Annotated in this window: 17 protein-coding genes; 8 read left to right on the forward strand and 9 right to left on the reverse strand. The window is 49.4% G+C overall.

Annotation, left to right across the window (positions count from 1 at the left end; all coding sequences use genetic code 11):
- Positions 1-28: 28 nt before the first annotated feature.
- Complete coding sequence (locus CWI83_RS00590; RefSeq protein WP_126824314.1) at positions 29-1,684, forward strand: ATP-binding SpoIIE family protein phosphatase; 1,656 nt, start codon at positions 29-31, stop codon at positions 1,682-1,684.
- On the opposite strand, the gene CWI83_RS00595 is transcribed toward CWI83_RS00590, so the two are convergent.
- A complete protein-coding gene (locus CWI83_RS00595; RefSeq protein ID WP_126824317.1) occupies positions 1,681-2,019 on the reverse strand; it encodes a translation initiation factor in 339 nt (112 codons plus the stop codon). The two genes, CWI83_RS00590 and CWI83_RS00595, sit on opposite strands and share 4 nt — an antisense overlap.
- Before the next feature lie 77 nt (positions 2,020-2,096).
- Between CWI83_RS00595 and cysB the strand changes: the two genes are divergently transcribed.
- Positions 2,097-3,071, forward strand: coding sequence for an HTH-type transcriptional regulator CysB (cysB, locus tag CWI83_RS00600; RefSeq protein ID WP_126824319.1), 975 nt, complete (start codon positions 2,097-2,099; stop codon positions 3,069-3,071).
- 12 nt (positions 3,072-3,083) lie between these two features.
- On the opposite strand, the gene CWI83_RS00605 is transcribed toward cysB, so the two are convergent.
- The 3 genes from CWI83_RS00605 to pabB are packed head-to-tail and all read right to left on the reverse strand — an operon-like array spanning position 3,084 to position 6,365.
- Entirely contained in the window at positions 3,084-4,457 is a 1,374-nt protein-coding gene (locus CWI83_RS00605) for an L-serine ammonia-lyase (protein WP_126824322.1), read from the reverse strand.
- A complete protein-coding gene (locus CWI83_RS00610; RefSeq protein WP_126824325.1) occupies positions 4,454-5,047 on the reverse strand; it encodes a CoA pyrophosphatase in 594 nt (197 codons plus the stop codon). Before CWI83_RS00610 ends, CWI83_RS00605 begins: the two co-directional genes overlap by 4 nt.
- Positions 5,040-6,365: an aminodeoxychorismate synthase component I gene (gene pabB, locus CWI83_RS00615; RefSeq protein ID WP_241969842.1), complete on the reverse strand. Its 1,326-nt coding sequence runs from the start codon at positions 6,363-6,365 to the stop codon at positions 5,040-5,042. The genes CWI83_RS00610 and pabB overlap by 8 nt, the downstream gene beginning before the upstream one ends.
- A gap of 128 nt (positions 6,366-6,493) precedes the next feature.
- Between pabB and CWI83_RS00620 the strand changes: the two genes are divergently transcribed.
- The gene (locus CWI83_RS00620) at positions 6,494-8,005 is read left to right on the forward strand and encodes a fumarate hydratase (RefSeq protein ID WP_126824328.1); all 1,512 of its coding nucleotides are present in this window, start codon (positions 6,494-6,496) and stop codon (positions 8,003-8,005) included.
- Complete coding sequence (gene rmuC / locus CWI83_RS00625) at positions 7,998-9,344, forward strand: DNA recombination protein RmuC (RefSeq protein ID WP_126824331.1); 1,347 nt, start codon at positions 7,998-8,000, stop codon at positions 9,342-9,344. Before CWI83_RS00620 ends, rmuC begins: the two co-directional genes overlap by 8 nt.
- Here rmuC and rimO read toward each other — a convergent pair.
- From rimO to cysZ, 3 genes are all read right to left on the reverse strand, one after another.
- The gene (rimO, locus tag CWI83_RS00630) at positions 9,341-10,690 is read right to left on the reverse strand and encodes a 30S ribosomal protein S12 methylthiotransferase RimO (RefSeq protein ID WP_126824334.1); all 1,350 of its coding nucleotides are present in this window, start codon (positions 10,688-10,690) and stop codon (positions 9,341-9,343) included. The two genes, rmuC and rimO, sit on opposite strands and share 4 nt — an antisense overlap.
- Positions 10,691-10,721: 31 nt before the next feature.
- The gene (locus CWI83_RS00635; RefSeq protein WP_126824337.1) at positions 10,722-11,567 is read right to left on the reverse strand and encodes a hypothetical protein; all 846 of its coding nucleotides are present in this window, start codon (positions 11,565-11,567) and stop codon (positions 10,722-10,724) included.
- A gap of 109 nt (positions 11,568-11,676) precedes the next feature.
- On the reverse strand, positions 11,677-12,411 hold the full coding sequence (gene cysZ / locus CWI83_RS00640) for a sulfate transporter CysZ (protein WP_126824340.1): 735 nt from the start codon (positions 12,409-12,411) through the stop codon (positions 11,677-11,679).
- Between the two features lie 189 nt (positions 12,412-12,600).
- On the opposite strand from cysZ, the gene smc reads away from it, so the two are divergent.
- From smc to ligA, 3 genes are read left to right on the forward strand one after another with little or no spacing between them, the layout of a single operon-like run.
- On the forward strand, positions 12,601-16,065 hold the full coding sequence (gene smc, locus CWI83_RS00645) for a chromosome segregation protein SMC (protein ID WP_126824343.1): 3,465 nt from the start codon (positions 12,601-12,603) through the stop codon (positions 16,063-16,065).
- A gap of 16 nt (positions 16,066-16,081) precedes the next feature.
- Positions 16,082-16,993 carry a cell division protein ZipA gene (gene zipA, locus CWI83_RS00650; protein WP_157980345.1) on the forward strand — a complete coding sequence of 304 codons (912 nt, stop codon included), beginning with the start codon at positions 16,082-16,084 and terminating at the stop codon, positions 16,991-16,993.
- Positions 16,994-17,013: 20 nt separating this feature from the next.
- Complete coding sequence (ligA, locus tag CWI83_RS00655) at positions 17,014-19,038, forward strand: NAD-dependent DNA ligase LigA (RefSeq protein ID WP_126824349.1); 2,025 nt, start codon at positions 17,014-17,016, stop codon at positions 19,036-19,038.
- On the opposite strand, the gene CWI83_RS00660 is transcribed toward ligA, so the two are convergent.
- Together CWI83_RS00660 and gloB are read right to left on the reverse strand one after the other, a co-directional pair.
- The gene (locus tag CWI83_RS00660; RefSeq protein WP_126824351.1) at positions 19,015-20,616 is read right to left on the reverse strand and encodes a LysM peptidoglycan-binding domain-containing protein; all 1,602 of its coding nucleotides are present in this window, start codon (positions 20,614-20,616) and stop codon (positions 19,015-19,017) included. The two genes, ligA and CWI83_RS00660, sit on opposite strands and share 24 nt — an antisense overlap.
- Positions 20,617-20,630: 14 nt before the next feature.
- Positions 20,631-21,344 (reverse strand): hydroxyacylglutathione hydrolase, encoded by a 714-nt coding sequence (gene gloB / locus CWI83_RS00665; RefSeq protein WP_126824354.1) that lies wholly within the window; start codon positions 21,342-21,344, stop codon positions 20,631-20,633.
- A gap of 66 nt (positions 21,345-21,410) precedes the next feature.
- On the opposite strand from gloB, the gene CWI83_RS00670 reads away from it, so the two are divergent.
- Positions 21,411-22,136 (forward strand): class I SAM-dependent methyltransferase, encoded by a 726-nt coding sequence (locus tag CWI83_RS00670; RefSeq protein WP_126824357.1) that lies wholly within the window; start codon positions 21,411-21,413, stop codon positions 22,134-22,136.

Here is a 22,136-nt window from a genome sequence, read left to right on the forward strand (position 1 = left end):
TGGCCGCTTATCGAGAGTGTAGTCAACCATGCTAGCGGTTCATGATAACTCGCCTCTAGCGCAAACAGTGCTTGCGCAACTCAAGCTCGACTACCCCTCGCTTAAAATCGTCAATTTTTCTCCGCAAGATGTCAATCAGTTGCTCTCCGAGGGAAATGTCTTACTGGTTATATTGGAGTATCAAAGTACTCAGTATGAGCAGTTCAAGATGCTCGTAAAACAGCATCGCAAGGCCGTCGAAACGGACTATCCGAGCGATGTGCTGTTAATCACAGATACTGAAGCGGGGTTTGTCGGACTGCTTGATGAATCTGAAAAGCTGTTCGTCGATGGTTTGATTTGGCCAGAGCCGAGCGGACTTCTTAAGACTCGCCTTGCAATGTTGAGTCAGTTACAACTCCTCCGTATCGAGCTGGCTCAGACACGCCACTCGTTGGCTTGGCACGCGACTCGAATCGACCGCGAGCACCAACTCGTTGAGCACATTTTTCGCAATGCTTTAAGCCGTAACTTTCTAGATTATAACCACATTCGCACTTATCTTACCCCAGTCTCGAAGTTTAACGGCGATTTGTGTTTGGTTGCGCCAGGTCCGATTGGAAACGTCTACGTATTCATGGCTGACTTTACGGGTCATGGGCTAGCTCCGGCAACAGGAGCCTTACCCTTATCACAGGCTTTTTTCGCCATGGCCGACCGCGGTGTATCAGTTGCTGAGATGGTGACTGAGTTCAATTTTCGTCTCAATCGACTGTTACCTGATGACATGTTCTGTGCCGGATTCTTACTCGAGATTTCGGCGAACGGCGAGCGCGTTACCTATTGGAATGGTGGGATGCCGCCTGCCATCTTATTTAATGATAAAGGTGAGGTTATCGAGCGACTTTCAGCTCAGCATATGGCTCTGGGCGTGTTAGACGAAGATGATTTTGATAGCCGAGTCACCACTTTTCGCGCTAGCCATGATCAACACATCGCCTTATACACCGATGGTGTGATCGAGTTACTGGGACATCAACTCGAATTCCTCGGCATCGATTCGCTTGAACAACTGCTGCGACGCTTTCCAAAATCAGACGACTTTCAGCGCCTCGTTGCCGAGCTGGAGCATTTTCGGGGAACGCAGCCATTACATGACGATTTGTCGCTGGCAATTTTAGCCTGTCAACCCACTGGGCTTGATGACATTCCGGTGCCGACTGAAGACGGCGCAATGCCATTTCAACTGTTAGTTGACCTAGAGGTGGAGCATATTCGCGAGCTTGATCCAGTCAATCATGTTTTGACTGCGATTGGTTCATTACCGGGCCTAAGGCGTCACCGAACAACACTCTATTTGTTGCTCGCTGAAGCCTATAATAATGCCTTAGAACACGGTTTACTGGCGCTCGATTCGAGTCTAAAAGATAGCTCGGATGGTTTTGCCGAGTATTACCAACAACGCTCTTTACGCTTACGCGAATTAAGTAAGGGTAAGATTTCAATCGCAGTTCGTTTTGACGCGACGTCTCGACAACTTGAGTTTACCGTGACGGATAGCGGCAAAGGTTGGGCGGCAGAAGATTATGAGCAGCGTTCGAACAAGGCGAGTCACGGTCGAGGCCTTGATTTGCTGCGCCAATTAACGACCCAATTGCGTTGGACCCAATCCGGTCGTCAAGTCTCGTTTACTTATTCTCTTTAACCCCCGGTAAATTTCACCTTATAACCTTGCTGTTCGAACCATGCTTTCACAGTTTGGCGTTGATCGCCTTGTAATTCGATTGTTTCAGCTTTAACCGAACCGCCAACGCCACAGCTTTTGCGAAGAGTAGATGCGATTTGAGCCCGCGTTGCAGCTGTGACCTGCAAGTTATCAATGACAGTGACCCCTTTACCTTTACGACCTTTCGTTTGGCGCTGAATAGTGACCGCAGTGTCTTGTTTAGGCGTTACCGAAGGCTCTATGGATTGCTCGGAGGTGTCGGACTCGGTCTCTTTAAAGCCCAAATTTTTTAATTGATCGGCAAGTGAAGACATAAAATTAAACCCGATTATTGGAATAAACAGCTATTCTCATATATATTTTTTGCATAAGTAAAGCATATGGGCAAACTATGAAATTACAACAACTTCGCTATATCGTTGAGGTATTAAATCATAACCTCAATGTTTCAGCGACAGCTGAGAGCTTATTTACCTCGCAGCCGGGGATCAGTAAGCAGATCCGCATGCTCGAAGACGAGCTCGGCGTGCAAATCTTTGGGCGCAGCGGCAAGCATCTGACTCACGTTACCCCAGCAGGCGAAGAGGTCATTAAGATTGCTCTCAATATTTTGGCAGAGGTTGACGCCATTAAGGCGGTTGCTTCGGAATACACTTTACCTGACCAGGGTAAGTTGAATATTGCCACCACCCATACTCAAGCACGATATGCCTTACCGCCAGTCATTAAGCAGTTTATGCAGCGCTATCCGAAAGTATCTTTGCATATGCATCAAGGCTCTCCAGAGCAAATTAGTGAGGCTGCAGCCGATGGTACGGCTGATTTCGCAATCGCGACAGAAGCATTACATCTTTATCAGGACTTAGTGATGTTGCCATGTTATCAGTGGAATCGCAGTGTGATTGCACCTGCAGGGCATCCGCTGGGTCAGCTTGACAAGGTTTCTTTGACGGATATTGGTAGCTATCCAATCGTCACTTATGTGCATGGTTTTACCGGTCGTTCTGAGCTCGACCAAGCCTTCAGCGAAGCGGGAATAAAGCCAAATGTCGTTTTTACTGCGACCGATGCAGATGTCATTAAAGCCTACGTTAGAATGGGGCTTGGTGTCGGTGTGGTGGCCTCGATGGCAGTTGATAAGCAACAAGACAACGACTTAGTGGTGTTACCCGCAGAACATCTATTTCGTGCCAGTACCACTAAGATAGGTTTTCGTAAGGGGACGTTCTTGCGTAATTATATGTACGACTTTCTTGAGCTGTTCGCTCCGCATTTGCATAAAACGGCAGTCGAGGATGCGATTCGAGCCAAGTCTCAAGAAGAGGTTGACCTACTGTTCCGCGCTATCGAACTGCCGTTTTACTAGGTTGTTACCGTTTTAGCATTCAATAATATTGACCGCCAGACCGCCCCGAGCGGTCTCTTTGTATTTGGTCCGCATATCATTGCCCGTTTCCCACATGGTTTTGATGACCTTGTCTAAGGATACTTTATGGTCACCACTACCACGCAGGGCCAGACGCGCTGCGTTGATAGCTTTGATAGAACCCATTGCATTGCGCTCTATACAAGGAACTTGAACCAGCCCTCCAACAGGGTCGCAAGTTAAGCCGAGGTTATGTTCCATGCCAATTTCTGCAGCGTTCTCAACATTACTGACGTTACCGCCCATTAGCTCGGCGAGTGCTCCCGCCGCCATTGAACAGGCGACACCGACTTCGCCTTGGCAGCCAACTTCAGCACCTGAAATCGAGGCATTTTTCTTGTACAAAATGCCGATCGCTGCGCTGGTCAGCAGAAAACGTACCACGGTCTCTTCATCTAGCGGGGCGATAAATTTATCGGCATATTTCATTACTGCTGGAATGATTCCTGCCGCACCATTGGTGGGCGCTGTGACGACTCTGCCGCCTGCGGCATTTTCTTCGTTTACTGCCAGTGCGAACAAGTCGACCCAGTCCATGGCCTGCATCGGGTCAGCTGACTTTTCATTGCGCAGGCGCTGATACAATGCTGGCGCACGACGTCTTACTTTTAAACCCCCGGGCAAAATACCTTCGGTCCGAATCCCGCGATCGATACAGGCATCCATAGTGCGCCAAATATCCATCAAACCGGCGCGAATCTCAGCTTCACTGCGGAAGACCTTCTCATTTGCCAGCATCAGCGAGCTGATCCGCAAGCCGTGCTCATTACAATGAGCAAGTAGCTCGGCACAGCTATCAAAAGGGTACGGAATCGGTTTGGATGATTGCTCGATGGCCTCTTCTAAGGTTTCTTCAAAGTCCTGATCACGAACAATGAAACCGCCACCGATTGAATAGTAAATATCCCGATAAATGGTTTTACCTTTTGCTAACAGTCGCAGTTCCATCGCATTAGCATGGCGCGATAGCGTTTTACGACGATGGAAAATAATTGCGCCGGTCCGTGGGAAGCCTACTTGGTGCTGACTCAGCAGGTTGATTTGTTCGCTCGCCTCGACGCTAGCAAGCATCTCATCGACCTGCTCAGTATCAACCGTTTCGGGCTGTTCACCCAGTAGACCTAAGATGACGGCTTTGCCCGTACCATGTCCTTTACCGGTTTGTCCAAGCGAGCCAAATAATTCAACTTCTACCGCATCGGCCTGAGTCAGTAGCTCAGCCGCTTGTGCTGCTTGTAGAAAAGCGTATGCCGCCCGCATTGGCCCAACCGTGTGTGAGCTTGATGGACCAATCCCAACTTTATAGATATCAAATACGCTGATCATAGAATCTCTTTATGTAATCGCTGTTGATCAGGATAAATATGGTCAGCGAGCTCGCGTAACATACCAGCGGTCGCTCCCCAAATTGTCCGTTCCTGATACGGAATAAAATAAACCCGATCGTACAAGAATCTTGGTAAACGATAAACAAAATGCTGCTGTTGTTGCAGTACTTCGTTAATGGGAACTGTGAAAATTTCACTGACTTCAGCAGGGTTTGCCCGCAGTTTAAAGCCTGGTTGGACCAGCGCCACAAAAGGTCTGACGATGAAATTTGAGATCACCGGGTAGTCACTTAAGCAGCCGACGAGTTCAATCGCCTGAGGGGGTAAGCCAATTTCCTCTTGGGCTTCGCGGACAGCGGTTTGAAATAAACTGTGATCGGTTTCATCATAACGACCGCCTGGGAAGCTGATTTGACCGGCATGATGACGTAAATTCTGCGAGCGTCGAGTGAGAATAATATGCAGTCCATCCGCTTGTTCTAGAATCGGCACGAGGACCGCTGCTTGGCGCATATTAGCCCATTGCGGACGCTTAACTTGAGGCCGACACTGCAACTGAAAGCGACGCAGAAACTCATCTTTAGTCATGCCCAAGTTGCTCCAGAATCGGTAAGATCTTGGCGACTTTATCGAGGGTCTCTTGATATTCGTTCGCGGCTTGCGAATCCGCAACAATACCGCCACCTGCCCAGCAGTGAGCTGTATTCACGTCGAGCACTAAGGTGCGAATAGCTATATTGGTATCGCTTTGACCATGTTGCGAGAAGTAACCAAAACTCCCGCAATAAAAGCTGCGTCGGTGCGGTTCAAGCTCTTCAATGATCTCCATTGCCCGAATCTTGGGGGCACCAGTAATTGAGCCGCCAGGGAAACAGGCGCCCAATAATTCGATAGCTTGTTGTGCGCTTTGTAACTCACCGACCACTGTGCTGACTAAATGGTGCACAGCAGGATAGCTTTCAATAGCAAATAATTTGGGTACATGAACAGTGTGTGGGCGGCACAAACGGCTTAAATCGTTGCGGAGTAAATCGACGATCATGACGTTTTCGGCGCGGTCTTTACTCGAGTTTTGTAATTGTTCAGCAAGTTGAGCATCGCGCTGTGGGTCAGGGTCGCGGGGTAAAGTACCTTTAATTGGCTTGGTTTCAACCTGACCATTGGCATCAACTTTTAAAAACCGCTCGGGTGATAGCGAGAGCAACGCGCCGTCAGCAAGCTTCATATAAACGGAGAAAGGCGCCTTGTTGCTTGCGCGCAAGTGGCGATAGGCATCCCAAGGATGACCGGTAAATTCTGCACTAAAACGCTGTGCCAAATTAATTTGATAGCAATCACCGGCGTTTAGGTAAGCAATAATTTGCTTAAATCGCTGTTGATATTCATCCGCACTGAGATTGCTCTGCCAACCGCTGGTCAGGCGAAACTGCGGCTGGAGTGCCGGGCCGATATCACAAGCCTGCCAAAATTCTGCTTGCAGCTGCCATTCATCCTCTTGTGCTAACAGCCAATATTGTGCACTTTGCTTATCAAAGATGAGTGCATTGCTGTAATAGCCCACCGCCAGATCAGGTAAATCGATATCTGCCAACGCTTGCTCGGGAAGCTGTTCGAGCACTCTTCCAGCATCGTAACTGAAAGCACCCGCAAGGCCACCTTGAAAGGGCAAATGGCTCGGACCGGAGTAGTCGCACTGAGTTTGTAATTGCTGCTGTAAGTACTGAGGCCAAGGCTGCTCTTGACGCAGTTCAATAAACTTCTTCAGCGGCTGGCGAAAGAGCATATCGTAACGCCCTTGCGGATGCTCACAGCTGTCTAAAAATAAAAACCACGGCTCGTCAGCGCAATGCGAAGCAAGCTGCGCTGGGGATGATTTAAGAGCTATTGGTTGAGCAACTAAGCGCACGTTAATTCCGTTCAATATTCCGCTAAATAAAGAGCTTGAAGCATACCATAACTGGTCAGGGTATCCGCAAAATAGTATGATAACGAAATCGTGTTTAACTCACTTTATTTCTGTCAACAGAGGTTCACATGGCCATTATTCGTCAGGCTGATTTCATCGAAAGCATCGCTGATGCCCTGCAGTACATTTCGTATTATCACCCGTTAGACTTTGTCCAAGCACTTGAGCAAGCCTATCATCGTGAGCAAAGTGAGGCGGCAAAGAATGCTATCGCGCAAGTTCTCACCAATTCACGCATGTCAGCAACAGGAAAGCGTCCCATTTGCCAAGATACCGGCATCGTAACCTGTTTTGTTAAAGTTGGTATGGCAGTGCAGTGGGATAAAACGGACCTGACGATTCAGCAAATGGTCGATGAAGGCACGCGGCGAGCCTACACTAACCCAGATAATCCGTTGCGGGCATCAATTGTTGCTGACCCAGCAGGGGCGCGCAAAAACACAGGTGACAACACCCCAGCCGTCGTTCATATCGATATGGTTGCGGGTGATAAAGTCGAGGTTATGATTGCAGCCAAAGGGGGCGGCTCTGAGAACAAATCGAAGATGGTGATGTTAAATCCGAGCGATAACATCGCTGACTGGGTGGTTGAGACTATGCCAAAACTTGGTGCTGGCTGGTGTCCGCCGGGAATGATCGGATTGGGTATCGGCGGTACTGCAGAGAAATCAGCTGTGTTGGCGAAAGAAGCTTTAATGGATCCGGTTGATATCCAAGAGTTGCTCGAGCGCGGACCTGAAACTGCTGAAGAAGAGTTACGTTTAGAAATCTATCATCGCGTCAATAAGCTGGGTATCGGAGCGCAAGGCCTAGGTGGCGTCACGACCGTAATGGACGTTAAAATTAAGTCGGCGCCAACTCATGCGGCTTCAAAACCTGTGACATTAATCCCGAACTGTGCGGCGACTCGCCATGCACATTTCACCCTCGATGGTTCAGGCCCTGCAGATTTGCAGCCACCACGATTAGAAGATTGGCCAGATATCACTTTTGAATTGGGTGATGATGCGCGCCGCGTTAATTTAGATGAAGTCACCCAAGCAGATGTTGAGAGCTGGAAAACCGGCGAGACAGTGTTGTTGTCTGGGAAAATGTTAACGGGTCGTGACGCTGCGCATAAGCGCATTAAAGACATGCTTGATCGCGGTGAACCGCTTCCGGTTGATTTCACCAACAAGTTTATTTACTACGTCGGCCCAGTTGACCCTGTTGGCGATGAGGTGGTCGGTCCGGCAGGACCAACTACAGCAACGCGGATGGATAAGTTTACCGACATGATGTTGGATCAAACCGGCATCCTCGGAATGATCGGTAAAGCAGAGCGCGGTCCTGCCACCGTTGAAAGTATCAAACAGCACAAAGCGGTGTATTTGATGGCCGTTGGTGGCGCAGCTTATCTCGTCGCCAAGGCAATCAAGAAAGCACGAGTGGTTGCCTTTGAAGACTTAGGAATGGAAGCGATTTATGAATTCGAGGTCGAGGACATGCCGGTCACTGTCGCGGTGGATAGCCGTGGTGATAATGCCCATGAAACCGGTCCTGCAATTTGGCGCCTAAAATTGGAAGCTGAAGATGCTTAGTTTGGTGCTATGGCAATGGCTAGCAGCAGGCATTGGTTTGCTTGCTGTCGGCGGTTTGCTTGGGTTGTGGTTTGGGCGGATGCAGCAAAATCAGTTACGCCAGCAACTTGAACATCAAGCGCTACTTGCGAGTGAACGCCAGCAAGCATCAGCCCAACAACTGACTCAAGTTGAACAGCGCTTGTTAAATACTGAGCAGCAACTTCGCGAGACGATGCACGAGCGCAGTCAATTCCAAACTGAAGCAGCGAGCCTGCAATCAAAACTTGAGAGTGCGCTCAAACATGCAGAAGAAAAGCAGAAGATCCTCGAGGCAAGTGAAGAGCGCTTGAAGCAGGACTTTGAGCGCCTCGCACAGAAAATATTTGAGCAAAAGTCAGAGCGCTTACAGCAGTCGAGTAAGCAGACCCTAGAAGTCACCTTAGCGCCATTTAAACAACAACTTGAAGCCTTTAAAAAGCAAGTTGAGACACAGTACACCGAAGAGCTGAAGCAGCGCGCCTCGCTCACCACTGAAATCTCCTCGCTGAAAGAGCTGAATAAACAAATGGCGGCTGAGGCAGATGCACTCACCAAAGCACTTAAAGGGGATACCAAGGCGCAAGGCAACTGGGGCGAGGTAGTGCTCGACCGAATCTTGCAACAATCGGGGCTGCGCGAAGGGCATGAGTATGAGACCCAAAGCCATCATCGAGATGAGGATGGTAAGTCCTTCAAACCCGATGTGGTCGTGCATTTGCCCAACGATAAAGACGTGGTGATTGATTCAAAAGTTTCGTTGGTGGCATACGAGCGCTATTTTAACAGCGATGACGATGGTCAGCGCGAGGCGGCATTGAATGACCATGTCAACTCATTACGAGCCCATATTAAGGGGCTCTCGAAGAAGAACTATCAGCAACTCGAAAGCGTTCGCACTTTGGATTACGTGTTGATGTTTATTCCAATCGAACCTGCCTTTTTGCTGGCAGTTGATCGCGAGCCGGAATTGATTCGCTTGGCGCTAGACCACAACATCATGCTGGTCAGCCCAACCAACCTGCTGGTTGCGTTACGGACGGTGAATAATATTTGGCAGTATGAGCACCAAAATCAGAATGCTCAGCGTATCGCCAATGATGCGGCTAAGTTATACGATAAGTTTGTCGGCTTTATTGAAGATATGCAGAAAATCGGTAATAGCCTCGAAACAGTTCGTAAGCATTATGACGGTGCCATGAATAAACTTTCTAGCGGCCGTGGGAATCTTGTTGGCCGCGTAGAAAAGTTTAAAGAAATGGGGGTGCAGACCTCGAAGAAGCTTGATAACAAGCTGCTCGATGAGGGCAGTGACGACTAGTCGACTTTACTGCCCCAGAGATCGTACTCATCGGCATGCTCAATGCTGACCTTGACCAGATCACCCGGCTGCACGTCTTGTTCGCCGTTTAGATAGACCAAACCATCAATTTCTGGCGCATCGGCATAACTACGTCCGATCGCGCCTTCTTCATCGACTTCATCGATAAGCACAGTCAGAGTTTTGCCGACTTTTTGCTGCAAGCGCTGAGCGCTGATTTGCTGTTGCACTTCCATAAACCGAGCATAGCGTTCTTGTTTGACGTGCTCTGGAACTGGATCAGGAAGCTCATTTGCTTTGGCCCCTTCAACTTCCGAATAGGTAAAGCATCCCACTCGATCAAGCTGTGCTTGTTTTAAGAACTCGAGCAGTTCCTCAAATTCTTCTTCTGTCTCACCTGGAAAACCAACAATAAAGGTACTGCGAATGGTTAATTCTGGGCAGATTTTACGCCAGTTCTGAATCCGCTCGAGGGTCCGTTCTGCTGAGCCCGGACGCTTCATGAGTCGCAAGATGCGCTTATTGGCGTGCTGCAGCGGAATATCCAAATAAGGTAGAATTTTGCCCTCGGCCATCAGCGGAATAACATCATCAACTGATGGGTAGGGGTAGACGTAGTGTAAACGCACCCAAATACCCAGCTTGCCGAGTGCTTCGCACAGTTCGAGCATGCGCGTTTTCACCGGCTGGCCATCCCAAAATCCGGTTTTGTGTTTTACATCAACCCCGTAGGCACTGGTATCCTGTGAAATTACCAGCAACTCTTTGACGCCTGCATTTGCCAGCCGTTGCGCTTCAGCAAGAACATCTCCAACGGGGCGGCTGACTAAGTCACCACGCATAGATGGAATGATACAAAAGGTACAACGATGGTTGCAGCCTTCAGATATTTTCAAATAAGCATAGTGTCGCGGGGTCAACTTGATCCCAGTTTCTGGTACCAGTGTCTCAAATGGAATTTGCTGCGGCTTAGGCACGTGGTTATGGACGTGGCGCATCACTTCTTCATAGGAGTGTGGTCCAGTGATAGCCAGAACATTAGGATGCACTTCTCGAATATCATCGTCTTTCGCTCCGAGACAGCCGGTAACGATCACTTTGCCGTTTTCGGCGAGGGCCTCGCCAATTGCATCCAATGATTCTTGCACTGCGCTATCGATAAAACCACAGGTATTAACGATCACCATATCAGCATTATCGTAACTGTTGGTGATTTGATAGCCCTCAGTGCGTAATTGAGTCAAGATCCGTTCAGAATCGACTAAGTTTTTGGGGCAACCGAGACTGACAAAGCCAATATTGTGTCCCGTTACTTCACTATTCGGGGAGAAGTTTTCTACGCTCATCTAAATCGCCTAATGATTATGAATGAGCCTATTATAGCGAGTCCGGCAGTAGCTCGATAGTATTGGCAGGCGAACTCAGCCAAAATTGCTGGGTTTGAATTAAATTCGGGTCGTTTCGGATCGCTTCAATGTTGGCATCAACCGCGTCGATCACTTGTTTTCCCCATTCATTATTTGGACAGGCAATTGCTCCAAACAATTGTTGGTTATAATTTTCTTGGATCGGAATAAAGGCGAGGTGGCGAGGAGTTTGTTCAAGCCAATACTCCATCACCATTTGATAATCAATGGTGTAATCCACGCGCTCGCTGCGCAGCATTGCCAGCACATTATCGCTGGCGGTTTCCCCGGCGACCGTAACATAGCGGCGGCTATCGACAAGATAGTCATCAATAATAGGCTGTAACACGCCGAACCGCCGTCCAAGTGGCTGGGCAAAGGTAAAATCGAGGTCTTGGGCAAGGGCCGTAAGGCTGATAGGTTGCCCGTGGCGTCTCACCAAACGAGCTGCTAAATCGCTGCGTGTGATGACGCCATGAGGAGCATATTGGTGGGTCGCTTTACTGTAGATAATTTCACTATCGTTCGCTTGTTGGATTGCACAGGGAAAGCATAACTTAGCCTGTTGTTCCCGCATCATGATCGTCGCGCGCAAACCCGGCAGGGTGGTTTTAGTATGCGTAAAGTCAGTGAGAGAGGTCATCACTGCGTTAATCACTGCGTCGCACACGCCACGCCCTCGGTAGGGACCAGTGCCGATATGAAAGGGGGGTATTTCATTTATCGCCCAATGCACTTCTTCGCTGTAGGCAGGCTTGCTGAAGCAATGGAACGTCAGCAATAGCAACCACAGTGTAATAGCGCATTGTTTTATCATTCGAAACACAGGATTCAACTCGATTAAAAGTGAACCCTGAGTCTAACCCTGAGAAATGTTAATTTCTAGTGCGAAGGTTAAAATTGTTTTGTTAATATTGGAATGAAGGTTAACCCAATGTGTTGTTCCGCATATGATCAACCCACATGGCCGTTGCTGCGGCGACCGCAACCGGGATCATGACCAAATTAATCAACGGAATACTGGATAAGATGGCGATGCTACAGCCAAAGCTGAGACTCTTGCCTTTATGCCGCCACAATTCACGACGCATCTGTGCAAATGGAACCTTGTGGTTATCAAAAGGATAATCAGCATACTGTATTGTCATCATCCAGCCCCCAAAAAGAAACCATAAAACCTGTCCGATAAGGGGCACAAAGAGCAGTAACGCAAAGCCAATTAAGCGCGGAATAAAGTAGAGGATTTTTTGTAATTCGCGCATCAAAATCCGCGGGATATCACGAATCATCCCCTTCACGCCTCCATCCGCAGCAGCCACACCTGTCAGTTGCTGTTCAACTTTTTCCGCTAACAAACTATTGAAAGGAGCCGCGATGATGTTGGCGACACTGGTGAATGTCAGGGCAAATACGAGCAATACGGAAATCACTAAAAGTGGCCAAATAAGAACTTCTAGCCAGTGTAACCAGCTCGGCAGGTAACTTAATAAAGCGCTGACCCAATCCGGTGCGTATTGAATGATCAGCCCAATGGCAGCGCCAAATAACAATACATTGATGGTCAGAGGAATCATGACATAGCGCCGCACACCTTTGCGAAAGGCTAAGTCAAAACCTGTTGCAATGTAGGCGATACCGTTGTGGTGTAAGTCACGTGCCATTTCTATCCTCCTGCCGACAATAGAGTGACTGAGTATATCGTGTCTGCCGAACTGAATCGGGACCAATTTGTAAATTTCCGTTGCAAGCTTGACGAGCTGCACAAAAGGGTTGCGACCACTAGGGCAAATACTGCATCATCAAAGGATAAACTAACACTGCCAAATGCGACCATAACAATAGAATAAAGCATGCGCCTCAAACATATAAAGTTAGTGGGCTTTAAATCGTTCGTCGATGCCACCAAGGTTCCATTTCCGCACCAGATGACTTGTGTTGTCGGGCCGAATGGTTGTGGCAAATCGAATGTGATTGACGCAGTGCGCTGGGTGCTCGGCGAGAGTTCAGCTAAGAACCTGCGTGGCGATGCCATGACAGATGTCATTTTTAACGGCTCAAATGCGCGTAAACCAGTATCTCAGGCAAGTGTTGAACTGGTGTTTGATAACAGCAGCGGCCGAATCCAAGGTGAGTTCGCGAGTTTTGCGGAGATTTCAGTCAAACGCTTGGTGACCCGTGATGGCCGCTCTGACTATTTCCTTAATGGCGGTAAATGCCGTCGGCGTGACATCACCGACTTATTTTTAGGCACCGGATTAGGTCCGCGTAGCTATGCCATTATCGAGCAGGGAATGATCTCGCGCTTAATCGAATCAAAGCCTCAAGAACTGCGCATATTTATCGAAGAAGCAGCTGGCATCTCAAAGTATAAAGAACGGCGCCGAGAAACTGAAAATAGGATGCAGCATACGCGCGATAACCTTGAGCGTTTGACCGATGTGAGAGAAGAACTTGGTACTCAGTTAAACAAATTGCAGCGCCAGGCAGCCGCCGCGAAACGCTACAAAGAGTTAAAACAGAGTGAACGTCGTTATAAGGGTGAATTGCAGGCCTTGCGTTGGTTAAACCTCGAGCAGCAAGCAGAACAACTCAGGCAGCAGCAGCAACAGCAACAAACTGAACTGGAAAAGTGGATTGCCGAGCAACGTGGAAGTGAGCGCGGTAGTGATGAGCTACGCCAGCAAATTGCCGATGCCAAACAGCAATTAGAGTTGATTCAACAGGCATTTTATCAAGCTGGGAATGACATTACTCGACTTGAGGCAGAACTTCAAAATGCGCGCATTCAGACCCAACAACAGCAGCAGCGCCGGACTGAATTGCAGCATCAACTTACCGAGCTGAATCGTCGCACTGAGCTCGACTTAGCACAACAACAAGAATACCAAAGCCGCCTCGCCGAACTCGAACCTGAATTGGAATTGAGCACCGAAGAATTGACCGCAGCGCAGGAACAAGTTGAGTTGCATGAAGCCCAGTGGTTGCAGTTACAAGAGCAGCAACAGCAACAGCTTGAGCAACAACAGCAACATCGTGAAGAAATTCAGCGAGCGCAACTAAAACTTGAACGCGATCGGGCGCAACTGCAGCGCGCACAAGATGATTTAACGCGAGTAAATGAGCAACGCCAACAGCTGGATCAAACGCAATTTGCCGAACAGCTGACTGAGCTTGACGATCAGCTCGAACAGCAAACCACACAACTTGAGCAGCTGTTGGCAAACTTACAACAGCTACAACAGGCTCAGCAGGCCTGTGCCGACGAAACCAGTGCAATCACTGAGCAACTAGAGCAGTGGCAAGATCAGTTGCACCAAAAGCAAGGTCGGCAGAGTTCAATTAAGACCTTGCTCGAGGCAGAGCAAGCTCAAGATTGGCCTGCGGCGACGCGTGCGTGGCTTACTCAACAGCAGCTGCAACCGCTCGGCCAAGTTCGTGATCTGATTGATCTGCCAAGTCACTGGCAATTGCCGTTCGAGCAACTGGTGGGTGATTGGCTTGATGCTTGGGTCATTACTGAGTTGCCAAAGGAGTGGCCGAACCTTCAGGGGGCTCGACTCGTGGTGCTCAATGAGAGCGCCGCGGCACCTGAGCACTCCCTCGCGGCCTTAGTATCTGGTCCACTTAAGCGTTGGCGCTGGTTGCAGCAGATTCAAGTGAAAACTCCGACAGCCAGTGAGTTAGCTGCCGATACGTCGATTGCTTATCTCAACGAACATGGCGAGATTTGGTCCTCGTATGGCTATCAAGCGCCACAACTAGAGTTAGCAGAAAGTCAGTTACATCGGCAGCAAGAATTGCAACAGCTCGATCAAGAACTTGCTGAGTTAGCGACAAAAATTGCGACGGCCAAAGCTTCGTTGGCGGAATATCGGCAACAACAAGTGGCACTGCAAGAACAGCGTGAGCAAGAGCAGCAAAAGGTTGCGAATCAACGAGCCCAAGTTGATGCGCTGAAAGAGAAGCGCACGTGGTTGCAACAGCAGCAACAACAGCATATCGAGCAGCAGCACCAGCTGGAGTTACGCGAAGCAGAGCTAGCCGAATTGATCAATGGTTTTGAACTGAGCCTGGAGGAAGCTGAATTAGAGCTTGTCCATGCTGAAACCGCACTTGAAAGCCTACCCCTGCATGATTTTCAAATGCAAAAAGAGCAGTTGCAACAGCAGCGCCAGCACTTGCGCGAACAACTGCAAGTTAAACAACAGGCGCAGCAACAAACTCAATTACAACAACAGCAGTTACAACATCAAATCGCGCAAGCTGAGGTATTGCTCGAACGTAATCGCAGCCAACAACAGCAGGCAGAGCAGCAGCTTGCCGAGCTTGCTTTGCCGGATGATACCAGCGCAGAACAAATTGAGATGTTGGCGCTGCAACTTGAAGAGCGTCTCGCGCAGCGTGAGCAGATTGAGTCCGAACGGCGGGAAGCAAGCAATGTAGTGGCCGCTTTAGAAGAGCAACTGCGCGAGTTGAGCTCGGGATCGCAGGGGGTAGAAGCGCAAATCGAACGGGCCCGCCAAGCCCTGCAAAGCACTCAACTCGAACTCGCTGCGCTGCAAGAACGAAGTCGTAACGTGCTGAGTGTACTGGCTGATATGAACCAGCAGTTAAAGCCGATTCTTGAGCAGCTAAGCGATGATGCTGAGGAACAAAAATGGCAAGCGGAAGTCGAACGACTACAGCAAGCAATTAACCGTTTAGGAGCGATCAATTTAGCGGCGATCGAAGAGGCTGAAACGCTCGCGGAGCGCAAAACCTACCTTGATCAACAGCATCAGGATTTAAGCGAATCGTTAGAGACGCTCGAAACGGCAATTAAGAAAATAGATCGGGAAACACGGCAACGTTTCAGAACCACATTCGAGGCCGTCAATAGCGGCCTGCAAGAGTTGTTCCCCAAGGTCTTTGGTGGCGGCAGTGCATATCTTGACCTAACCGACGACGATTTGTTGGAGACTGGGGTCACTATTATGGCGCGACCGCCAGGTAAGAAAAATAGTACGATTCATTTGCTTTCGGGTGGTGAAAAAGCTTTGACCGCATTATCATTGGTGTTTGCGATTTTCCGATTAAATCCGGCGCCATTTTGTTTGTTAGATGAAGTGGATGCACCATTGGATGATGCGAACGTTGGACGTTTCTGTCGTTTGGTTTCAGAGATGTCGCAGTCGGTTCAATTTATCTATATTAGCCATAATAAAATTGCGATGGAGATGGCTTCTCACCTAGCTGGTGTGACGATGCAAGAGCCGGGTGTTTCCCGCCTTGTTGCGGTCGATATTGAAGAAGCTATTGCGATGTCCGACGCATAATAAGAGCAGCATGACTATGAGTAATATGCAGATTGTTTTCAGTGTTATTGGGTTGATTTTAATCGTCGCGATTATCGGCCATGGCATGTGGACTATTCGCAAAAATGAACGTCAGCAGCGCGAGCAAGCTGCGGCAGTTGAACGGAAACGGAGCGATCTTGATCGTGAGGGTTTTGATCAAGATGGCATTGGTTCAGTGAGAGTTGTTCGCAAGGCTGAAAGCAATGCGCCAGTCGCATCGCCAGCACCAGCTGAGCCTGTCGAAGCAACTTCAGAACCAGTCATCGAGAAGCAAGAAACGAGTGCGGAGATTCCTGTAGCAGAAGTTCCAGCCACAGAACCGCAAAGTGAAGCTGAAACCGCGCCTGAGACAGCACCTGAACCGATTCGTGCGTCGCGTGAAGAGCCAGAACCCGTCGCTATGCCGACGGTTACGGCAGAGCCTGAGCAAGCGGCGATGGAGCTTACGGTAGCAGCTGAGCCTGACGAACAAGTGCCAACGCAAGAGCCAGACGAAGTGATCGTGTTGCATGTTATGGGGCAGATCGAGGGCCCTGTATTGTTACAACAAATGACTGAGCTTGGCTTTAAGTTTGGCGAGTTTAGTATTTTCCATCGCCATGTTGATACCGCTGGAAATGGCCCCGTGCTGTTTAGCCTGGCGAATATGTTCAACCCTGGAACTTTTGACATCGACCAGATCGAAACCTTTGAAACCCAAGGTGTTGCATTGTTTTTGGCATTACCCATTAAAGGTGACTCGAAGCAAGCCTTTACTATGATGCATAATGCTGCGGTGAAACTTGCTAAAGCGATTGGTAAAGGGCAGGTGTTAGATGAGCACCGCAATCCACTGACGCGTCAGGCCGTCCAGCATATCCACCAACGGATCCGAGAATACGAACGCCAGCGTCTGATCCGTCAATAACCTGATAAAAGTGATGTACCATGACTGAAGCCTCTATCCCACAAAGGATGCAAGAGTTAGCGCAATTATTGCAGCGCTATAATCAGGAATACTACGAACTTGATCAACCGTCGGTACCCGACGCCGAGTATGATCGCCTATTTCGTCAGTTACAGCAACTTGAGGCTGATTATCCACAGTATGCTGATAGCAATTCACCTACCCAAAAAGTTGGTGGTAAAGCACTCTCAGCGTTTCAGCAGGTGACCCATGAAACCCCGATGTTGTCGCTGGATAATGCTTTTGAAGAAGACGAGTTTAGCGCTTTTTATCAGCGTATCAGAGAGCGTTTAGACCTAACCTCAGAGCTTGAATTTTGTTGCGAACCCAAGTTGGACGGGGCTGCGGTAAGTATTCTCTATGAGCAAGGGAAATTAATCCGAGCCGCAACCCGAGGTGATGGGCAGACCGGTGAAGATATTACCGAAAATGTTAAAACCATCCGTAATGTGCCACTTCAATTGAGCGGCGATTATCCGCAACGGCTCGAGGTGCGTGGTGAGGTTTTCATGCCGATTAAAGCATTCGAAAGCTATAACCAGCATGCGCTGGAGCGCGGCGACAAGGTCTTTGCCAATCCCCGTAATGCAGCCGCGGGGAGTTTGCGCCAACTTGATTCGAAAGTGACTGCGCAACGGCCGCTCCATTTTTACGCGTATAGCATGGGTGTAGTCAGCACCGAGGTAAACCTTGCAGATAGCCACGCTGGGCGCTTGCAGCAACTGCAAAGCTGGGGCTTGCCGATAAGCGATGAAATTAAAGTCGTCGAGGGTGCATCAGCTGTGACCGCCTATTACCAGGACATTTTGAGCCGTCGCCCGCAATTGCGGTACGAGATTGACGGTGTCGTTTTAAAAGTTAACAGTATCGCTTTACAGGATAATCTTGGCTTTGTCTCGCGCGCACCGCGTTGGGCAATTGCATGGAAGTTTCCTGCGCAAGAAGAAATGACGACCATCCATGGAGTCGATTTCCAAGTCGGACGGACCGGTGCGATTACCCCGGTGGCTCGACTTAACCCCGTTGCAGTCGGTGGGGTGACCGTCTCAAATGCAACCCTTCACAATGCTGATGAAATCGAACGACTCGATATTCGTATTGGTGATGTGGTGATTATTCGCCGCGCTGGAGATGTTATTCCTCAGGTTGTTCAGGTGGTTATGGATAGGCGCCCGGCAGATACAACTCCGATCGAGTTCCCAAGCGCGTGTCCAGAGTGTGGCTCGCACATCGAACGTGCGCAGGGAGAAGCCGTAGCGCGCTGTACTGGGGGGCTCATTTGTCCGGCCCAACGGCGCGAGTCGTTAAAGCATTTTGCGTCACGTAAAGCAATGGATATTGATGGGCTCGGCGATAAGTTAATCGAGCAACTGGTCGAGCTCGATTGGCTTCATTCACCGGCAGACTTATACCGTCTAAAGGCTCATAAATTGGCACTTTTGCCCCGCATGGGTGCCAAATCAGCAGATAAAATTGTGCAAGCAATTGATAAAAGTAAACAAACCACGTTACCGCGGTTTCTCTATGCGCTTGGGATTAGAGAGGTAGGTGAAGCGACTGCACTGAACTTAAGCCATCATTTCGGTGACTTGCCAGCGATTCAAGCGGCCGAACTAGAACAACTCGAGCAAGTCCAGGATGTCGGTGCGGTGGTTGCGAGCCATATTTATCAGTTTTTTCGTGAGCCCCACAATCAGACTGTGATTGAAGAGTTAGAAGAGCTCGGAATCGCTTGGCCAGCACTTGAGAAGCCTTCGGCGGCGACCGCAACTCTTGCGGGTCATACTTATGTGTTGACCGGAACCTTGACGACTATGACCCGTGATCAAGCGAAGCAAGCTTTGCAAGCGCTTGGGGCGAAAGTGAGTGGGAGTGTGTCAAAGAAAACCACTGCGGTGATAGCCGGTGACAACGCTGGCTCCAAGCTCAGCAAAGCTGAGCAGCTTGGAGTTCCTGTTTTGTCCGAGCAAGAGCTCGAGCAATTACTGAGTGACGTCGACGAATAGTTTTAGAACTTGTCCGGGTTGCAAGTAGTTTGAGCGGCTGATTTGATTCCATTTTTCAATATCAGCAATACTGACTCTGAACCGACTTGCGATCCGCGCCAAGGAGTCGCCCGAGCGAACTCGGTAGCTTACTGTTCGCACCACACCGGTACTGGCGGTTTCATTCTCTTGCCAAATCACTAGGCGCTTGCCCGGGCGCAGTGGGTCCGTCGGGGCCATCCCATTCCAACTTGCCAAGGCGCGCAAATTCACTTTAAATTCGCGACTGATATCCCATAAAGTGTCACCAGGCACCACTTCATAATCAACTTTGTATTTTCCGCGAGGACGACTTTGTTTTTCCGCTAAGCGTTGTTCTGCGGAAAGTGAATAATCATCCAGGTCACGGGTCGCAACCGGAATCAACAAATAATCTCCGGCGCGGATAATGTGACTATCAATATCATTGGCGAGCTGAATTGCGCTTGCGGTGGTATGGTAATGCTTAGCAATACTCAACAAACTCTCGCCGCGGCGCACTTTATGTCGGGTCCATTGCACCCAATCTTGCGGATTACTTTGCTGCAACCACTGGTTAAGTTTTTCAGCGTTGGCGATAGGGAGGAGCAGGCGATGTGGACCATCTGGATCCGTTGCCCAACGATTGTAGGCTGAGTTGTAATGATGGAGAGTTTCAAGGTCGAGCTCAGCATGTTCAGCGGCCAAAGCAAGATCCAGTTGGGCATCGGCTTCGACTATGGCCAAGAATGGCTGATTAGCGATAAAGCGAAAACTAAACTCATATTCATCACGGCGCTTCAAAATATCACTGAGGGCCAGTAATTTGGGGACGTAAGCACGCGTTTCCTTGGGCAGATCAAGGGACCAAAAATCGGTCGGTTTACCTGCTCTGGCGTTGCGGCGAATGGCATTGCGAACACGTCCTTCGCCAGAGTTGTAGGCCGCAAGTGCATGGAGCCAATCGCCATCGAAGAAGTCATGCAAATATTCGAGGTAGTCGAGAGCGGCGATGGTTGCTGCTTTAACATCACGGCGACCGTCGTACCACCAATTAATATCTAGCCCATAATGCCGAGCCGTGCCCGGAATAAATTGCCAGATACCTGAGGCGCGGCCGTGGGAGTAGGCAAAGGGATCAAAGGCGCTTTCAACGATGGGGAGTAAGGCTAATTCGAGCGGTAATTCGCGCTTTTCAATTTCATCTACAATCAAATACATAAAGGGTTCTGCGCGTTTCGCCACCCGTTCCATATACGCTGGGTGTTTTAAGTACCAATCACGCTGGCTGATTAAGCGCGGATGCTCTGGTGTCTCTAGGGTAAGCTGGCGCCGAATCCGTTGCCAAATATCGGCTTCTTGCTGTGGCGTAAGCTCAGCGACTTGGCTCGCTGTCTCGGCGATCATCTGCTCTTCAGCTACCGGTTCGTTCGGCTCTTCTTGCGCAGCGACTGGTGGTGAGAGTTCAGTGGTCAATTCCACTTGTGGTGCGTTTTGCTCTGGTACGTTGGGTTGAGCAGGAAGCAGTTGGCAGCCACTTAGAAGAAGCGCGCCAAGAACAGAAATAGGCCAGTACCGCATGCGTATATTTCTCATTAAAAGTTATCTTTTGCTGCTCTTAAGCGGGCGAATTCGGCCACATTTTGAGCGCGTAAAAAAGGGTTAATTTGTTTTTCCAAACCAATTGTCGAAGGCAGAGTGCAAGCATCTTCTGCCCGTAACTTTGCGACCTTCGCGGCATAATTTACCAATGCCTCGCTGGTGGGCAGGGCGGTGATTGCGAAGTTTAAATTGGCTTGCGTGTATTCATGTGTGCAATAGACGAGGGTTTCGTCAGCAAGTTCCGCAAGCTGTTGTAAAGATTTATGAAAGACTTCCGGAGTGCCTTCGAACATCCGTCCACAGCCAGCCGAAAATAGGGTGTCACCACAGAATAATTTACCGTCACCGTAGTAGCCAATATGATCGAGCGTATGTCCAGGTGTGGCAATCACTTTAAACTCGACATCTAATCCAGGCGGCGATAATACCTCTGAGTCGTTCAATGGCTGGGTGATTCCTGCAAATGGAGAGTTTGCTGGACCGAAAACCGCTACTTGGTAGGCGGCGACTAATTCGGCAATCCCATTGGTATGGTCCCAATGATGATGAGTGACCAAAATGGCACTGAGTTGAGCATTTTTGCGCTGCAAAAAATCTTTTACCGGCTGCGCAGCGCCAGGATCGACAACGACGACTTGGTCCCTGTCTGGTTCGCTTAACGCCCAAATATAATTGTCGGTAAACGCTCGAATTGCCTCAACCTGCATGCTATAACCCTTAGCTATGAAATGTGGCGAACTTAACTTGCTCGAGTATACAGGTGAATCAAGCGAATGTTAAAACCTGCATTAAGTCAACGGCGTTTTGAAGCGCTGCAAGCATGGTCTGAAATCCCTACTGGCGAGTGGTTACAAGCTGAGGTGGCGGCACAACTCGATGGCTTAAGTGAGCGTATTTTTGGCTATTATTTCGCCCGAGTTGGGGCGCTTTCGGCGAGTATTCCACTCCCGCATTTGCGGGTAAGGCGCGATATCTCGATTGCCCCAAGTGGGACCGCTGCAGTGATTGCCCAGCCGACTGCGTGGCCTTTTGGTGAGCATAGCTTAGATGGCTTATTGAGTGTCTTGCAGCTGGAATTTCAGCATGATCCGCACTTATACCTGCGCGAGTTGAGTCGCAGTCTCGTCGCTAATGGTTACTTTATTCATGTGGGGATGAACCCGTTCGCGCTGGCTCAATTGCGGCGTTTAGCCTGGTGGCAGCAGCAGCCAAGTATTTTTGCTGGGCGTTGGTTTAGTCAAGCGCGGGTGAAGGACTGGTTACACCTGCTTAATTTTGAGGTGGTCGACTCGGGTTACTTCGCGCCAACCATGCTTATCGAAAGTCTCGATTCCCGCAATCGAGTGCAAAAAGGTGTATTTAAGCTTTTACCGAAATTATCAGCCATGTATTATATTGTTGGACGTAAGCGAGAATATCCGCTTACTTGGATTAAGTTGCGGCCGCAAGTAAAGCAAAGATTGCAAACGATGCCGCTAGCAAACCGACTGGAGCAGTGA

Origin of the sequence: Pseudidiomarina taiwanensis (assembly GCF_003987435.1) — a bacterium.
Taxonomy (GTDB): Bacteria; Pseudomonadota; Gammaproteobacteria; order Enterobacterales; family Alteromonadaceae; genus Pseudidiomarina; species Pseudidiomarina taiwanensis.

Coding starts and splice junctions, on each gene's coding strand:
- CWI83_RS00590 (WP_126824314.1), top strand. CDS start 29: ATGCTAGCGGTTCATGATAACTCGCCTCTAGCGCAAACAGTGCTTGCG.
- CWI83_RS00595 (WP_126824317.1), bottom strand. CDS start 2,019: ATGTCTTCACTTGCCGATCAATTAAAAAATTTGGGCTTTAAAGAGACC.
- cysB (WP_126824319.1), top strand. CDS start 2,097: ATGAAATTACAACAACTTCGCTATATCGTTGAGGTATTAAATCATAAC.
- CWI83_RS00605 (WP_126824322.1), bottom strand. CDS start 4,457: ATGATCAGCGTATTTGATATCTATAAAGTTGGGATTGGTCCATCAAGC.
- CWI83_RS00610 (WP_126824325.1), bottom strand. CDS start 5,047: ATGACTAAAGATGAGTTTCTGCGTCGCTTTCAGTTGCAGTGTCGGCCT.
- CWI83_RS00620 (WP_126824328.1), top strand. CDS start 6,494: ATGGCCATTATTCGTCAGGCTGATTTCATCGAAAGCATCGCTGATGCC.
- rmuC (WP_126824331.1), top strand. CDS start 7,998: ATGCTTAGTTTGGTGCTATGGCAATGGCTAGCAGCAGGCATTGGTTTG.
- rimO (WP_126824334.1), bottom strand. CDS start 10,690: ATGAGCGTAGAAAACTTCTCCCCGAATAGTGAAGTAACGGGACACAAT.
- CWI83_RS00635 (WP_126824337.1), bottom strand. CDS start 11,567: ATGATAAAACAATGCGCTATTACACTGTGGTTGCTATTGCTGACGTTC.
- cysZ (WP_126824340.1), bottom strand. CDS start 12,411: ATGGCACGTGACTTACACCACAACGGTATCGCCTACATTGCAACAGGT.
- smc (WP_126824343.1), top strand. CDS start 12,601: ATGCGCCTCAAACATATAAAGTTAGTGGGCTTTAAATCGTTCGTCGAT.
- zipA (WP_157980345.1), top strand. CDS start 16,082: ATGAGTAATATGCAGATTGTTTTCAGTGTTATTGGGTTGATTTTAATC.
- ligA (WP_126824349.1), top strand. CDS start 17,014: ATGACTGAAGCCTCTATCCCACAAAGGATGCAAGAGTTAGCGCAATTA.
- CWI83_RS00660 (WP_126824351.1), bottom strand. CDS start 20,616: ATGCGGTACTGGCCTATTTCTGTTCTTGGCGCGCTTCTTCTAAGTGGC.
- gloB (WP_126824354.1), bottom strand. CDS start 21,344: ATGCAGGTTGAGGCAATTCGAGCGTTTACCGACAATTATATTTGGGCG.
- CWI83_RS00670 (WP_126824357.1), top strand. CDS start 21,411: ATGTTAAAACCTGCATTAAGTCAACGGCGTTTTGAAGCGCTGCAAGCA.